Here is a 14592-nt window from a genome sequence, read left to right on the forward strand (position 1 = left end):
AAAACTGACATAATAATTTTAGACATGAAATATATTATCTATATACTTGATAAAGTCCGCTAATCTTTTATTAAGGGCTATTAAATAATGATAAATTATGATTAATTCATTATTTAATTTTAGCCTCTTTATAAATCACATGCTGACGTGCTATTGGATCAAATTTTTTTAATTCTAATTTTTCAGTCTTATTACGTTTATTCTTTGTAGTTGTATAAAAGTGACCTGTATCGGCAGATGAAATCATCTTAATTATCTCGCGAATACCTTTTGCCATATTGACAACCCCTCTATTAATGCTTATGACCGTATCGTCTCAAATCAGACAAAACTGTTTCGATACCATTTTTATCGATAATACGAATACCTTTTGCAGATAAACGTAACTTAATAAAACGTTTTTCATTTTCAACCCAAAAGCGATGCAAGTGCAGATTTGGTAGAAAACGACGCTTCGTTGCATTCATTGCATGTGAACGATTATGTCCAGTCATAGGACGCTTTCCAGTAACTTGGCAGACATGTGACATATTGATATCTCCAGAGCTCTAAATAAAACTTAATATAGATTAATAAATCTATATTAAGTTTTAAACATTTTACTATCCTCACTCGCAGGATCTATAATGTACTACTTCTTTAAAAGATTTTTGATTACAACATCTTTAGAAAAAGCTATTTATAATAAAAAAACTTTTAAGATATTATAATACAACAAAAAAGAAAAACTAAAATTGATTCAGTGTTAATTGTAATAAATTTATGATTTGTATCATATTGATCTGTATTTATTAACAATAAATTCTGAATCTATAATTAATATTAATAAAATTAAACTTTCATATTTGTATAAAATAAATTTTATTTAATATAAAAGATCATATAATAAAAAAGCAAAACAATAATAAAAATATTATTTTTTATAATACATTCATCTACAATGATACTCTCTAGAATAATTACTATATAGTATATAGTAATAGTATTCTACAATTATAATACATGTATATAATCACATGACAAAATTAATATAAATGATATTATATTAAAAGTGTAATAATAAAATGAATACTTTACACTTTTAATAGCCTTAATAAGATACTTACAATGACTAAATGTTTCCATGAACATAAAATACATAATATTCTTGATATATAGTCAAAAATTTAAAATTTTTATAGCAGATAATCATATTGATTAATAAAAAATTAATTTGAACGATCTTAATTAAAATCGATTAGATTAATTAAAATAAAAACTTTAACTAGACGAAATCTTGAATATTTCACCTGCGCTTTAGAACTATTCAGTCTTACTGCACTTTATATAGAAACTGGAAAACTATCAATATTAAAAAATCTATCAATACTAAACTAGTTATAGATTAATATTTTATTATATAACCTATCAAGAAGAAAAAAACGCTATTTAATATATTCTTTCTAGGAATGTAGAAAGTAAATTACTAGTACAAACTATTTTCTAACTTAACACTGCCGACTATCTATTCAAAACATAATAATAAACTTTTTATATCTATCATTATAGATATAATATCATTTAATAATTTAATTATCATTAAATGACATTTCACTCATGTAAAATAATATATTATATAATAAAATCTTAGAATAATCTATATAAAAACAATAATCAAAATAATAAGATTTATTAATCTTATCAAATTGTACTATAATGTTGGATATTATCGCACAATAAACATAAGCAATAAACTCAGACATGTCTCATCAGTATATCCTTTAGGTCACTTATTTTAAAAAACTTGATTTTATCAAACATATAATTTACTGCTTAATAATTATTTTAGATATACATCTTAATTTACTAAAAAAAAATAACTATCACATAATCAAAAAAACACAGAATTTTCACAAAAATCAAAAAAATCATTTAAAATTCGGTAATTAAACCAATACTATGATACACTTTTTGTAATGTTATTTGAGCCTCACTGCGCGCTATTTGCGCCCCTTTTTGAATCACCTGTAAAAGAAAATCTTCATGTTTGCGATAATCATAATATAATGCCTGAAATTTAATAAGTATATTAGAAACCATTTCTGCTGTTACAGCTTTAAGATCACTATATTGCTTATCATGGAACATGATCTCTAATTCTGTGATAGGAGTGTTACTTATAACTGATAAAATACTCAATAAGTTTGAAACACCTGGCTTATTCTGAAGGTCATATCGGACTATTGGAGGATAGTCGTTATCAGTAATGGCGCGTTTAATTTTTTTGATAACTGATTGAGGGGATTCTAAAAGCGTAATAATATTACCTAGAGTATGATCAGTTTTAGACATTTTTTTTGATGGCTCTAATAGTGACATAACGCGCCCACCAAGCTGTGGAAATATTGGTTCAGGTATTTGAAAAATATCACCATATAACCTATTAAAACGCTTAGCTACATGACGACTTAGTTCTAAGTGTTGTTTTTGATCTGCCCCAATCGGTACTTTTGAGGCTTGATATAAAAGAATATCAGCTACCATGAGAACTGGATAATTAAATAAACCAGCATTAATGTTCTCTTGATAGCTCACTAATTTATCTTTAAATTGCGTCATTCTTCTTAACTCACCCAAAGAAGTATAACAATTTAGAATCCAGCTAAGCTGAGCGTGCTCCGATACATGTGACTGAACAAAGATAATACTTTTTTTTGGGTCAATACCGCACGCTAAATACAGTGCTACTGTATCTAAGATAGAATGACGTAACAATTTTGGGTCTTGTCGTACAGTAAGTGCGTGCAAATCAACTACACAATACATACAATGATACTTCTCCTGCATCTGAACCCACTGACGTAGTGCGCCAATGTAATTTCCGAGAGTTAACTGACCGGACGGTTTTGCACCGCTAAATACAATAGGTTTTTTCATATAATTGCCTAATATTTACTTATTCATTACTAGTATTTTAAGTATAAAAGACTACTTATTCTTAATAATCACATGATTCTTCCAGAAAACACATAAAAATATACTTATATCATACTATTCAGAATCTCTTTTATTAGTTTGAGATTCCGTTTAACCTACATTTCTAATAACTAATATTACATAATGGATAATGCTAATTAAGATTTCCAAAAAAATAGCTAACCCTAATATGTACTAAATAACCTTTAGATCTTAATCTATAATAGTCATTATATATTTACGAGTCACTTAACTATAGTATTGTTCGTCATAAAAATTCTTAATTTACATACACTTAACGTATCAATAAACATAACATATAATCTTTCAGTAAAAATATTTTAGTAAAACTACTGGAAACAAAAATTCTCTAATAATTTATTATGCCCTGATTAGATGCATTAATCCTTAAAAAAATCACAACATTTTAACATAACTTACTATCAGTATAGTTACTGCATGCATATTTTACTGTAATATGATCAGACGCTATAATTTAAAATCTGTGATGTATAGCTATCTCTTGCATTCTTTTTAAATGCATCATAGGATCCATATATTATTCTTATAAATATCATGTAAGCTCTGTATATGTTACTAAACTTTTATAAAATATGATTATCCCGATTACAATCATTGAATGCTGTACAAACAAGCTGTATAAATAAGCTGTATAAATAAGCTGTATAAATAAGCTGTATAATTGCATTATAATAAGACAATTTAAAAACATATCTACTTATGTCAGGATTATGATGTACGTAGTACAATACAACTAATTAGTATTGAACCTCCTATCTATATTTTTAAAGTGGATAAAATTTTTACTATGACTACAGTTACAAAGGATATATTAGTAACATGTGCTTTGCCGTATGCCAATGGCTCCATCCACCTAGGTCATATGTTCGAACATATACAAGCAGATATTTGGGTGCGCTATCAAAGGCTACGAGGTAAAAACGTATATTTTATCTGTGCTGATGATGCACATGGTACGCCAGTTATGCTAAAAGCTAAAGCATTAGGAATTCCAACAGAAGAGATGATTGCGCATATACATCATGAACATCAAACAGATTTCTCGAATTTTGAAATTAGCCATGACAATTACTACTCTACTCACAGTCAAGAAAATTATGATTTTTCTAAATATATCTATACGCGTTTAAAAGATAGCGGGTTTATAAAAACTCGAGTGATCTCTCAACTATATGATAACGAAATAGGTATGTTTCTGCCTGATCGTTTTGTTCAAGGGACCTGTCCTTGCTGTCAATCATTAGATCAATATGGTGATCATTGCGCAGTCTGTTCTGCAACATATAGCTCTTCTGAATTAATTAATGCAAAATCTGTATTATCTGGTACTATACCTATTTTACGTAATTCAGAGCACTTTTTTTTTGATCTACCGCAATTTAGTAATTTTTTACAACAGTGGATTCATTCAGGAGTTTTACAAGAACAAGTTATCCGTAAACTACAAGAATGGTTTCACGCCGGTCTTAAGCAGTGGGATATTTCACGCGATGCACCATATTTCGGTTTTGAAATTCCAAATGCACCAGGTAAGTACTTTTATGTTTGGTTAGATGCACCTATTGGCTATATAGCTGCATTTAAAAACTTATGCCAAAAACGTACAGATATTGACTTTGAGTCTTTTTGGAAAACCGATTCCAAAGCCAACCTTTACCACTTTATCGGTAAAGATATCATTTATTTTCATGGTCTATTTTGGCCAGCTATACTTTCTGCCAGCCAACTACGTACTCCAACGAATCTCTTTGTACATGGGCATGTCACAGTTAATGGCACTAAAATGTCCAAATCACGAGGCACGCTTATTACAGCTAAAACATGGCTAAAATACTTTGATTCTGATAGTCTGAGATATTACTATGCATCAAAGATATCATCAAATATTGAGGATGTGGATCTAAATATTGAAAATATGATGCATCGTGTAAATAGCGATATTGTTAACAAAGTAGTTAATTTAGCTTCACGCACAGCATCTTTTATAAACAAACAATTTTCGGGACAGTTATCTTCTACTATTCCTGATCCTAATCTTTATACAACATTCGTGAACGCATCTACTGACATTGGTGATGCTTTTGATAAACGTGAATTTAATCGTGCTATACGTAGCATCATAGCATTTACTGATATTGCAAATCGTTATATTGATGAAAAAGCACCATGGTATTTAGCAAAACAAAAAGGTAGAGAGTCTGACTTACAATCTGTTTGTTCAATGGGTATTAATCTATTCTACGTACTCATGAACTGGCTCAAACCAGTCATGCCTGCGCTTGCAAGACGATCCGAGAATTTTTTAAACTATTCACTAAACTGGAATAAGATCAATCAACCCTTATTAAATCATCATATTAATACATTTAAAACTTTATATTCTCGCATCGAGACCCAACAAATCCATAACCTGAATGCTACTTTAAAAAAAGGAGAAAAATATAACTTATAACATACAGTGTGAATACCTTAATTTTTAATAAAATTAAATATATGATATATTTTATTTTAAAGTAAATTAGTATATATCATATATACTATATATGATAAATCATATATTAATATAGTGTTATTTTTATAATAAAAGTATAACTAGTATTATATTATGAGGTATATTTTTACTAAAATTTTTTATAAAATAATCCCTATAATATGTTTAAAGATATCAAATTGAATAAAAAAGATTACCAAAACAATCTTACAAAGTATAAATATTTTATACATTATTCTAAGACACTAAGAAATATAACTTGATACTTCTACTATAAGATAGGATACAGTCACTAACTGACAAAATCCAATAATCTTCAAGTAAAACAATATTCTGATATCTATAAATAGCTGAACTATAGTTAATTATCATTTTATAAAAAATGCATTAGATTTAAAGTCTAATACATTTTTTATAAAAAAGTAATCAATACTTTTTTTATGCAATATGACATCATATTCAGAAAAAATCTTCTTTTTATAACTTCGCAACTTACGATATATGTAAAAAATATATTAAAATAATATACAAAATCTATTTTATCCATTAAAGATATCAATGGAATTTACTCGCCTAGATAATACCTACTATTCATAGAAATTTAATATTTGCTTTTTATTTTTAATAATAAAAATCTTAATTACAACCACTTATAAAATATAAACTTATGCTTATTCACCAATTACTCACTTTTGTTAAAAACGGATGAGCTATCTCAATACTATTCATCTTAAACTATAAATTTACGCAGCACCTTCTATCTTTACGGGCGTACAGATGATCACTCTTAATATATTAAACAATATATAATTTGAACAAAGAATAAACCACAGTGATTCAATTTTATTTATCACTGTGCTATTTAAGCACCCATTGTTTATTTTTAATTTGTAATTTAAATAACTAACGTGTAATTAAAAATATTTTTCGCTAAAGATAAAAAAATAGATCTTTATAATCACCTTTAATATTATTTTTCAATAACCATTAATATTTGTAAACACTATGTGTTTAACACCATCTACAAAGATCATGTTATCTCCTAGAGTAACATAAGAACACATCATTTTACTCTAATTAATAAATGTTCATAAAAAATAAAATATTTATGAATATATTTGATTCACCAAAACATTAATTATATAAAAGCCTTATAAAATACTAATTTTAGTATAAATATCCTGTATAATATTTAAAGCACGCAAGATTTATAAAAATATTTTAAATACATTATTGCGAACAAGATTAACACAAAGTAAATAACTTATATATATTATATATCATTTTAATATTATCATCTCATAAGCATACTCACTTAAATTTAAGGTAATCAAAAATATTATAAACGAACTAAGATCTCAAAAAATAAATTATATTGATTATATTGATTAGCGTGATAATTTTTACTAAAAATTTGATACCATTTTTTATCATTATATTGCGGAAAATACGAATCACCTCTTATTACTGTATGAATATGAGTGAGATATAATCGATTAGCTAGTAATATAAAATGATTATAAATATCTGACCCGCCAATCACCATAACTTCTTTTGCTCCTTTTGCCGCTCTGAGTGCATCTTCGATACTAGTGACCCACCTAACTGTAGAACTTTTTCGAAAATGACGACTCATAATAATATTTAAACGCCCTGGCAAAGGCGCACGAATAGTCTCCCATGTATAGCGTCCCATAATAACAGGTTTACTTAATGTATGTTTCTTGAACCACTCCAAATCAGCTGGTAAATGCCATGGTATAGAATTATTTTTACCAATCACATGATTCAGTGAAAAAGCTGCAATTAAACTAATAATCATTCTCTCAAAACCTAACGAAATTTTCACTAAGAACAATAAATATAACTTAATAACCATAGGATTCAGCTATGAATACAATAAATTTTTAAATATCTTTATTTTAAAATCACCCAAAGAATACTAAAATAAAAACTATTTGTATTTTATTATAAAATCTTTTACCCCCTTATAAAATTAATCACATCAAATAGTAAACATATATTAAAAATAAGCTTAATTAATTTTTAAACGTCTTAAAATCATACTCTAGATACACGAGGCAAGCCTTAAAACTAAAAACTATTATTTTTATCACATTGACCTATCAATAAATATTAAACTTTAGTAGAATTTATAGCTAAATAACATATTAATCCTACAGCTTATACCTTAATATTCTATTATATTAATATGCGTAAAATATTAAAGTAATACTAATTATATTGACTATTAATTTAAACAAAATAATTATGAACATGCTAAAAATATAATCTATCTTATATTTTTATATGTCAGAATACTAAAGTATAGTATGTTACTTTTATGGTAAAATTTTATATAAAGAAATATATAATTTATAATTAATATAAGTTATTGCAAAAATACAATGTTTTATTTAATATTTTCTTAATGAGAACATTAAATATATATAATTGTTTCTATAAAATTTTTATCATTATATCATATACTATATTAGTATTACTAACTATGCTATTAAAAGAAAAGTGACTAATCAAATAAAGACATTAGAATTCTTTGATCTTTATCATGCATATTCTCACTGTATATTAATAGCCTGAGTTATGTTTTGGCACCTATGAATCTTAAGATATTTATAGGTCCCAAAATTATTAACTAAACACAAACAGACCAGGTTTCTAAAACAAAGAGCATCCATCTGCGTTATATGAAAAAAATGCAACGACAGAGTGCTATATCGTGATAAATTTTTAACTATTCATCTGATGATCGAATGTCACATATCATCTTGGTTAAAATAAGGATTATGATTTATTTTTAAGACTAAATTCTAGTCTACAATAAAATATTTACTAGGACCTTTTAAAAATAACCTATATTTTTATTATAATTTTTGTATATTGTGTTATCTTAAGATACGATTGTATTATCTTAAGATACGAAGTTTAATAAGTAATTATAAATACTGTAAAATATTAACTTTATATAATATTTGTAAAAATAGAACTTCCATATATAAAATATACCAAAATGCAATACTTAAATTGAGCAATTTTACTTGATTTTTTTCTAAAATTTACTCTAAAAATGTTCACGCAAAGTTTTTTTACTAGTACAATTGCATCTCATGTTAAGTATCATGATTCATTTTTGAATAAAAAATTTATAAAATCAATAATGCTTAATATTTAATATGTGCGTAAGATCCACTCACTTAAACATCAGAAATAATAAATAAAAATTACACTATATAATATTGTTTTTAATAATATACAGATATGATTATAAAAAATTTTATGCATTATGGATCAGAAAAATCACTCTTCTAACAGGATTTATCTTTAATAACAATTTTATTTTTAAATTTTATATTTTTCATATGCTAATATAATATTTCTTTTTTATATGCTTCATAAATAAAGGGGATATAGCTCAGTTGGGAGAGCGCTTGCATGGCATGCAAGAGGTCAGCGGTTCAATCCCGCTTATCTCCACCACTTTCACTTAATGAATTCTCGTCTAAAATTATATTTTGCTATCTTAAAATTAGTAAAAATAATATAAAAAATAGAAGGTTATCAATATCTAAAATAAAAAAAAATAACAAAATTAATTGTTCTAGTTATCTAATGCAATTCTCTGACTGTCATAAAAAATACTATAAAATATAATATTATGGTAAATATACCACATTAAAAAACACAAAATTTTTTAAAAATCAATACAAATAATATCATTATGGCTATTTTTATTTAACTTACCAACAAATGTATCACTTAGTTACATTTAGTTATTAAAACTAAAACATCATAGAAAATTCAAAAAATAAATTATACGCAACACATTTTGACAATTATTTTTTTTGAAAATTAATATCCCTAAGTGCTTTTAATTAAAAAAACGCTTATTTTCTCAAAAAAATATAATGATTCAATGCATCAAAAATATTATTAATATGTCTTAGTTCTCTTACGATAAGAGTACAATAAGAATCTCCCAAAACTGAATTTTATTAAAAATATCAATCATAAGCTATTGTGTTATTTTACTTATTTAAGTATGCTATTATTTAATTTATATCTAATAGAAATATAATAAAAATTATATTTACTTTCTAAGTATTTTTTTCTTATCTATTACGATATAGTTTATTTTTATATAATAAATTTAAGTACAGCTCTCTTAAATAAATTATTTTATATTAAAAATAGATATTTAGGCAATTTTTAAGATTTGATTATAAACGTATCGACAACAACATAGTAATATAGTTTATTTAACGTTTAAAATTTTTTTACATTATGATATAATAAGTATTAAATATTAGTATATTTAATTTCTGTTATAGATATAATAATTATGATACAGATGGAATAACTCTAAAAATAATAGCGAGTAATTGTTTAGTCGCTACACTAGATAGAGCGGCATCTACTGGAAGATACCACCAATGCGCCTCAGAAAAACTACGAACTTTTACCGCATCTTTCTCGGTCATAAGAAGTATTTGTCCGTAGGAAGTCAATTCATTCAAACTAAGTGAATCATAACTCTGATGATCAGAAAATGATATTGTTTTGAGCGGCTTCACTCCATGTTTATGAAGAGTATTAAAAAAACGCTCCGGATTTCCAATGCCTGCTATCGCAATTATGTTATCTAATTCTTTTACAGGTTTTCTTTGCCCGGATTTTAGGTTTACTGCTAAACCTGGCATTAAATGCATCGTTAATTCACCAGGTAAAGACCGTCCTCCATTGGCAATAATTACCGTTACATTATCCAAACGACTCTTAAGTTCGCGCATAGGACCAACGGGCAGCCACCAACCATTTCCGAACCGCCGCTCACCATCAATAACTATAATTTCTATATCACGCGCTAATGCATAATGTTGTAACCCATCATCAGTAATAATAATATCTACTGCAGAATGACTTAGAACTGCTTCTATTGCTTTTTTTCTTAAAGGCGCTACTCCAACTACAGCTTTAGTTCGTTGATAAATTAATACTGCTTCATCACCTGCTTGATGAGCTTGAGTATCCCTAGTTACTAAAAATGGATACGTTCCTCCCTTTCCTTTATAACCACGTAAAACCACACCAATCTGAAGACCATAACGCTGTAAAGCTAATACAAGCCAGATAACCAGAGGAGTTTTACCATTGCCACCCACAGTAATATTACCAATTACCACTACCGGAACAGGAGCTCGCCATACTTTTCTGAAGCCAAGAAGATAACTTAGTCGTACAAGATTACTTATAAGGCCATATACTAAACCAAATGGAAATAATAAATAGCGAAAATAACTTTTACTCCAAACATTTTTCATCATTATCCAAATTGCATTTTATAAAGTTGAGCATAAACACCTCGTGCAGCCAGCAATACCTTGTGAGACCCTCTCTCTACAATCTGTCCATCCTCAACTACAATAATTTCATCTACGTTCTCAATGCTAGATAAACGATGTGCGATAACTAAAGAAGTTCGGTTTTTCTGTAACTCATCTAACGCAGCTTGTATTGAACGTTCAGACTCCGTGTCCAGTGCAGATGTGGCTTCATCTAAAATTAAAATCGGGCAATCACGTAGCATTGCGCGTGCAATAGCAATACGTTGTCTTTGACCCCCAGAAAGAAATATACCATTTTCACCAATAATTGTATCTAAACCCTTCTCCATCTTACTAATAAAATCCATTGCATGCGCTATTATAGCAACCTTTTCAATATCTTTCCGGCTATATTTTTCATGACAAGCGTAAGCAATATTATTTGCTATAGTATCATTAAATAAATGCACATTCTGAGATACTAAAGCCACTTGATGTCGAAGAGAGCTCAGCTTATATTCACGTAAATCATAATCATCTATAAAAATATTACCATGTTGAATATCATAAAACCGAGTTAACAAACTAGCAATAGTAGATTTTCCTGATCCAGATCGCCCAACAAGCGCTACAGTTTTTCCAGATGGAATACTCAGATTAATACTTTTTAGAGCAGGCATATCCCGGCCTGGATAACTAAAAGTTACATCACGAAACTCAATATTTCCGATAGCACGTTTTACAATATATCTACCACGATCTATCTCTTGTTCGCTATCTAAAATAGAAAATAACGTTTGACATGCTGCCATACCGCGCTGAAATTGTGTGTTAACATTTGTGAGCGATTTGAGCGGCCGCATTAATCCTATCATACATGAAAAGACTACTGTGATAATACCAGCAGTTAATGCTTCCATTACACTAGGAAGACTTGCAGCAAATAAAACAAGCGCTAATGCTAGCGAAGCAATTAATTGAATTATAGGATCAGAAATAGATGATGCTGACACCATTTTCATGGCTTGTTGGCGCATGCAATTACTTACACGATGAAAAGATTCATTTTCAATACTCTGACCCCCAAAAATCAAAACCTCTTTATGACCTTTAAGCATTTCCTCTGCGCTGGCGGTTACTTCCCCCATAGTATTTTGCATATTCTTACTAATAATACGAAAACGTTTAGATACAGTCCTAATAGATAACGATACTAAGGGAGATAATACAATTAAAATTAAAGATAATTGCCAGCTATAATAAAACATGAGCATAAACAAACCAATAATAGATGCACCTTCTCGCACTATAGTTACTAAAGCACCAGAACATGAAGAAGCAACAAGTTCGACGTCATAGGTTATACGAGATAATAACACTCCAGTAGAGTGTTGATCAAAAAAAGCTACCGGCATCCCCATCATGTGATTAAACAAATTACGTCGTATTTTCATTACAACGTTACCAGAAACCCATGAAATACAGTAACTTGAAGCATAACTAGTCACGCCTCGTAACAACATTAGGGCAATAATTACTGCAGGCATCCACAATAACACTGAACGACCGGATTTACCAAAACCATCATCGAGCAAAGGCTTTAGTAAAGATAACATTACAGCATCTCCCACTGCATTTAAAATCAGTGCAATAGTAGCTACAATCAACCCTATTTTATAAGGCGTAACAATTGGCCAAAGTCTATGAAATGTTTTCCATGTAGAGATATCTTGATCGAAATGCATGGCTTAACCAATATTAATTATAATACGATTATTAATCCTGACTGGAGTTATTAAAAACACTCAATGGTTAATCGCATTCTATCTTGTTACGTTTTATATTATATATCTTATTATATATCTGTAATTTTAAAATATAGAATCTACCATAAAATATTAGCTAGGATAATATCCTTTATAAGAAAAATATGCATGAATGAAATAAAATTAAATTATATAGAGAATTACAATTCTTTTAAACTTATTCTGGTATATAGATTAATATCTTAACCTTATTTAATCCGTCTAATTACCTTTGAACCTTTATGGCTTAAAATATATTGTAATACGTAAATGTTATACTATTATCTGTATAATATACAAAACAGAAGATATATAAAAATATAAGAATATCTTATACACATCAGAATCGTTTAATGATTGGTTTTTTTTGTTAAGTGAAGTATTATATAAAAAAGATTATATAAATATATTTTAATATCATACCCTCCTAAATTAATATAATTTAAAGAATATTTAAAATTAAACAAATCAAAAAATAAATTGCATTTTGGTCATAAAAATTTTATCTTTACGTTGAGACGACTAATTAATGAAGATATTAGCCTTTAATACAAGCACAGAATATTGCTCTGTGGCATTACAGCAGGCGCATAAAAAACTATCTTATGTAAAACTATGCACTCATAAACATACTCAGTATATTTTGCCATTAATACAAAAAATTTTACAAAAAAGTAATATTTCATTACACGAACTCGATGTATTAGCCGTTAGTCGTGGTCCTGGAAGTTTTGTTGGAGTGCGCGTAGGAATCGCTATCGCACAAGGTTTAGCACTAGGTTCTGATATCCCATTGGTAGGCATCTCTAGTTTTCAAATACTAGCGCAAGCTGCCTGGAGCAAACTACTTTCATCACGCGTTCTTATTGCTATGAATACAAATATAGGTCATATATACTGGTCTGAATATCAACGTAATTATCTTGGTAACTGGCAACACCAATACCATGAAACTATTATGAAACCTATAGACATACTTGAGCGAATGAAAACACTAACAGGTAAGTGGACCTGTGTCGGTACAGGGTGGAAATCCTATCCAGAGTTAACAGAAAAAACCAATCTTGATCTTTTAATCTCTGGTATAGAACTACCTCATGCAGAAGATATGTTACCTTTAGCAAAACACATGCTTCTTGCAGGATCTACATCCTTACCTGAAAATATAGAACCAAAATACTTAAGTAATACATTTTTTAGTTAACTATTATATGCATTTTCAATATAACAAAAATAACATTAATCTTAAAATAACTCATACAAGATTAACAAATAAATGTTCTATCTCAAAGTTATAACCTTTGTAACGCTGAGGACACATTAACCTACAGTGCTTTATTCGTTTGCTTAAAAATATACCTATTTACTATATATCAAATTAGTATTATGGCAGGGGCGGAGAGAGTCGAACTCACAACTTCCGGTTTTGGAGACCGGTGCTCTACCAATTGAACTACGCCCCTAGATGTCTTATTTTCATACATAATCTCTATTGCAGAGATTATGTATCAAAACTTTTAACAGATCTATAAAAATATAAAAAACTGATATGTCCCAGTATCACGGCATTTCCAATCCTGACAAAAATTCTTTATTAAGAAGCGTTTTGTGCTTACATAACTCATAAAAACTCATAAAGTTTTTAAAATTATATAATAATTTAAGAAAATTTTATATATTAATGTTATCTAATTTTAAATTGTTTCTTTTAAAGTAATTAATTTTAATTTTTAATTAAGCGTTTCTATTTGAAAATATTATTTTTTATATCTGTAAAATAATAATGCTAAACAATAAAAAAACACTTAAAAAATAAAAAAACAATTTCTATAGCTAAACTATAAATATCTTGTTATATTATTATAAATAATATAAAATTTATAATTTATTAATGTATAATTTGTTTTGATATTCATTATCATTATATATTTCTTCAATATATTATCGTATATATTAT

Annotated in this window: 7 protein-coding genes, 2 tRNA genes and 1 pseudogene; 3 read left to right on the top strand and 7 right to left on the bottom strand. The window is 27.7% G+C overall.

The features are described from left to right. Positions 1–109: 109 nt before the first annotated feature. From rpmG to trpS, 3 genes are all read right to left on the bottom strand, one after another. Positions 110–277, bottom strand: a complete 168-nt coding sequence (rpmG, locus tag ERCIPSPA2889_RS02840; protein WP_157989326.1) for a 50S ribosomal protein L33 — start codon at positions 275–277, stop codon at positions 110–112. A 16-nt stretch (positions 278–293) separates the two neighbouring features. Beyond that, on the bottom strand, positions 294–530 hold the full coding sequence (rpmB, locus tag ERCIPSPA2889_RS02845; RefSeq protein ID WP_157989327.1) for a 50S ribosomal protein L28: 237 nt from the start codon (positions 528–530) through the stop codon (positions 294–296). Positions 531–1911: 1381 nt separating this feature from the next. After that, entirely contained in the window at positions 1912–2916 is a 1005-nt protein-coding gene (gene trpS / locus ERCIPSPA2889_RS02850; protein ID WP_157989328.1) for a tryptophan--tRNA ligase, read from the bottom strand. Between the two features lie 868 nt (positions 2917–3784). Between trpS and metG the strand changes: the two are divergent. Next, positions 3785–5437 (top strand): annotated as a pseudogene (gene metG / locus ERCIPSPA2889_RS02855) (methionine--tRNA ligase); the annotation flags it as partial. Between the two features lie 1390 nt (positions 5438–6827). Here the strand turns inward: metG and folA are convergent. Next, complete coding sequence (gene folA / locus ERCIPSPA2889_RS02860; RefSeq protein WP_157989441.1) at positions 6828–7310, bottom strand: type 3 dihydrofolate reductase; 483 nt, start codon at positions 7308–7310, stop codon at positions 6828–6830. Positions 7311–8910: 1600 nt separating this feature from the next. Here folA and ERCIPSPA2889_RS02865 point away from each other — a divergent pair. Then, positions 8911–8986, top strand: a tRNA-Ala gene (locus tag ERCIPSPA2889_RS02865). Positions 8987–9846: 860 nt separating this feature from the next. Here the strand turns inward: ERCIPSPA2889_RS02865 and lpxK are convergent. Together lpxK and msbA are read right to left on the bottom strand one after the other, a co-directional pair. Continuing rightward, positions 9847–10830, bottom strand: a complete 984-nt coding sequence (lpxK, locus tag ERCIPSPA2889_RS02870; protein WP_157989330.1) for a tetraacyldisaccharide 4'-kinase — start codon at positions 10828–10830, stop codon at positions 9847–9849. Beyond that, entirely contained in the window at positions 10830–12575 is a 1746-nt protein-coding gene (gene msbA / locus ERCIPSPA2889_RS02875) for a lipid A ABC transporter ATP-binding protein/permease MsbA (protein WP_157989331.1), read from the bottom strand. Before msbA ends, lpxK begins: the two co-directional genes overlap by 1 nt. 589 nt (positions 12576–13164) lie before the next feature. Between msbA and tsaB the strand changes: the two genes are divergently transcribed. Next, positions 13165–13839 carry a tRNA (adenosine(37)-N6)-threonylcarbamoyltransferase complex dimerization subunit type 1 TsaB gene (gene tsaB, locus ERCIPSPA2889_RS02880; protein ID WP_157989332.1) on the top strand — a complete coding sequence of 225 codons (675 nt, stop codon included), beginning with the start codon at positions 13165–13167 and terminating at the stop codon, positions 13837–13839. Between the two features lie 183 nt (positions 13840–14022). On the opposite strand, the gene ERCIPSPA2889_RS02885 is transcribed toward tsaB, so the two are convergent. Then, a tRNA-Trp gene (locus tag ERCIPSPA2889_RS02885) sits at positions 14023–14098 on the bottom strand. Positions 14099–14592: the final 494 nt, after the last annotated feature.

Source organism: Candidatus Erwinia haradaeae, assembly GCF_900698985.1.
Taxonomy (GTDB): Bacteria; Pseudomonadota; Gammaproteobacteria; order Enterobacterales; family Enterobacteriaceae; genus Erwinia_E; species Erwinia_E haradaeae_B.

Excerpts from the sequence above, each read along its gene's own strand:
- lpxK (WP_157989330.1), bottom strand. The coding sequence starts at position 10,830 with ATGATGAAAAATGTTTGGAGTAAAAGTTATTTTCGCTATTTATTATTT.
- rpmG (WP_157989326.1), bottom strand. The coding sequence starts at position 277 with ATGGCAAAAGGTATTCGCGAGATAATTAAGATGATTTCATCTGCCGAT.
- tsaB (WP_157989332.1), top strand. The coding sequence starts at position 13,165 with ATGAAGATATTAGCCTTTAATACAAGCACAGAATATTGCTCTGTGGCA.
- msbA (WP_157989331.1), bottom strand. The coding sequence starts at position 12,575 with ATGCATTTCGATCAAGATATCTCTACATGGAAAACATTTCATAGACTT.
- rpmB (WP_157989327.1), bottom strand. The coding sequence starts at position 530 with ATGTCACATGTCTGCCAAGTTACTGGAAAGCGTCCTATGACTGGACAT.
- trpS (WP_157989328.1), bottom strand. The coding sequence starts at position 2,916 with ATGAAAAAACCTATTGTATTTAGCGGTGCAAAACCGTCCGGTCAGTTA.
- folA (WP_157989441.1), bottom strand. The coding sequence starts at position 7,310 with ATGATTATTAGTTTAATTGCAGCTTTTTCACTGAATCATGTGATTGGT.